4 protein-coding genes are annotated in these 2,223 nt (G+C 61.4%); 1 reads left to right on the plus strand and 3 read right to left on the minus strand.

Annotated elements, in window-relative coordinates:
* Positions 1–552: 552 nt before the first annotated feature.
* Positions 553–1,119: an SMI1/KNR4 family protein gene (locus DEH69_RS33620; RefSeq protein ID WP_181727336.1), complete on the plus strand. Its 567-nt coding sequence runs from the start codon at positions 553–555 to the stop codon at positions 1,117–1,119.
* Between the two features lie 84 nt (positions 1,120–1,203).
* On the opposite strand, the gene DEH69_RS30940 is transcribed toward DEH69_RS33620, so the two are convergent.
* The 3 genes from DEH69_RS30940 to DEH69_RS09130 all read right to left on the minus strand — a co-directional run.
* Positions 1,204–1,449 (minus strand): hypothetical protein, encoded by a 246-nt coding sequence (locus tag DEH69_RS30940; protein WP_147255493.1) that lies wholly within the window; start codon positions 1,447–1,449, stop codon positions 1,204–1,206.
* Positions 1,450–1,540: 91 nt separating this feature from the next.
* The gene (locus DEH69_RS09125) at positions 1,541–1,843 is read right to left on the minus strand and encodes a hypothetical protein (protein ID WP_147255495.1); all 303 of its coding nucleotides are present in this window, start codon (positions 1,841–1,843) and stop codon (positions 1,541–1,543) included.
* Between the two features lie 121 nt (positions 1,844–1,964).
* Positions 1,965–2,223 (minus strand): hypothetical protein (locus DEH69_RS09130; RefSeq protein ID WP_220131216.1); only part of this gene is annotated, 259 nt, incomplete at its 5' end.

A 2,223-nucleotide genomic window follows, 5' to 3' on the forward strand; every position in this document is an offset into this window, starting at 1 on the left:
AGCCGCACTCGTCCTCAACAACGCATGGCACAAACATCGTTGAGAAAACCTCAGTGGAGGAGAGCGTGCCTTGCATCGGCTGGCCGACCCGGTGGAGCAGGAGTATAACCGCCAGGTCATCTGTCCTGATAGTTGGCCGCGAGATCCTAGTGTTCCCGACGCGAGCTGCGACGAGTACCCGTTCGCCTCTTCCATGGAAAGCGGGGCACAGAATGGTGTCGTTACCGGTGACGCATGCGCACAGTTCACGTCCTATTAGAGAAGTGATGGCGACTGGGGATTGAGGCCGGTGGGGACCTATGATTTCAATGCTCCGTGCTTGCGGGCCACAACTCCTAGTAGCCAAAATTCGAGTTTGGGCTCGGTGTTAGGGGGTGCTGTAAATTCCCAACGCCTCCTTGATGGCGACGGTTACTATGTCGTAGTATTCGACTCGCGCGAAGTGGAGTAGCGTATCTGCTCGTCATGCAGAACGGCGACGGGCCGAGAGTTCTCGCCCCGTCGCCGTTTGTTGAATATATTAACGAACGGGGTCGGTGGATGTCTGCAATCATGGATGATTGGGTCCAAGTCGAGCAATGGTTGTCCGTGAATGCGCCCGCAAGCTATTCTGCTCTCCGCCCTCCGGCGCAGGAGGAATCTATTGCCGCAATCGAGCGTGCCCTAGGTTTTCCAGCCTGTGAGGCCATCTCCTTGTTGCTGTGTAATCATGATGGGACTCACTCCTTCGATGAAATGGGGGATGTGGCAACGGCGAGCTATTTCCTGCCTGGAGGGCATCGGCTTCTGTCTGTCGACGAGATTATCACGGTGCATCAAGGCCTGACTCAAAGATTGGGAACGCTCGGTAGTGAATCATTCGGGCACTGGTGGCACCCTCTTTGGCTTCCCTTCGCCGCGCGCGTATCTACCGACGCGCTTTTTATCGATCACCGCGAGGGGGATGCTTACGGGCGGGTTGGCGCTTTTATTCATGACGACACCTCGAGGATTTACTGGTCCAGCTTGGAGGAATTTACGCGCCAAATGTCAGCCGCTCTCACGCGGGGGGGTCGTGCCCACCTCTTCAGTCCGCGAGTCGACGGATCTGCTCTGAAGTGGAAGGTGGCTCGCCAATGATCGCGGAGCCAGATTTCATGGTCAGACTTTGACCGCGTCAGCGAGCTTCCCAGGCTCGTTGAGGAGATCTTGTGCCTGGGGTCGTCAGGTCAGTCCGAGAGGTATCAGGAGCGCTGGGGCATCGTTGCGGTTGCCGTTGGTGAGGACGGCGGCGCGCAGGAGGTTCAGCCTGTCGACGATCAGGGGTTGCTTCTGGGCTTGTCCGGGCTCGGTCGAACGGCGACCGCCCCGCCCGGCTTGCGCACGTTCGGTGTCAGCCTGAATAAGGCAGGCGTGCTCTCCGATGGCTGTCACGGTAAAGGCAGCATGACGCGACGTGCTGTCGCCCACGCGAGGTTGCCCGGCGTGGCGGCGGAGATGGGCGAGAGCTCTTCTGGCGGTGCCCGTTCCCGAATTGGGTGTCGGGTGAGGTGCGGGCAGTTCAGAGGAGACGGGTGCCGATCTCGTGGTCCTCGGTCCACAGGTGGGCCGACTTGACCCAGCCTTTGACATCGGACTTGTCCATACGGATCTCGGCCCATCGGGCGCCGTCGACATAGCGGCTGTCGGTGACCTGGCAGGTTTGGCCTCGGTATCCGATGCCCATGGCTGTGGCGTCGGGGTTCGGGTGGGAGCGGATGACGGCGGCCTCGATGTCGATGCGGCAGTCCATCGCCGCTGCCGGTCCCGCTGTGGCCACGACGGCTGAGCCGGTCAGCGCGATGACACTCAGGATGGTTGCCACGGTCTTCTTCAGGGGGCGGATGCGAGGGGGCATGGTAGTCCTTCGGTGGTGAACGCGTGCGCGTCGTCGCTGACAGACGCCGATGCCCCGCCCAGGGGCGGGGCATCGGTGACGTGGGTGATTACGGCGTGGGGTTGGTGAGTTGGTAGCGGCGGGGGGTGTTGTTGACCTGTTGGGTGATGCCTTGCTTGGTCAGGGTGACCAGGGCGTTGGCGATGGCGCCGGAGCTCTTCTCGATGACGCGGCTGATGGCGGTGGCGGTGAACGCCTCCTCGGGGTGGGCGGTGAGGTGGTTGATGACCAGCTGGCGCAGCTCGCCGGGCGCGGGAGTGTCCAATAGACGGCGGATCTGATGATCAAGGAGACGCCTGATGAGCGAG

This window comes from Streptomyces sp. PT12 (assembly GCF_003311645.1).
GTDB lineage: Bacteria > Actinomycetota > Actinomycetes > Streptomycetales > Streptomycetaceae > Streptomyces.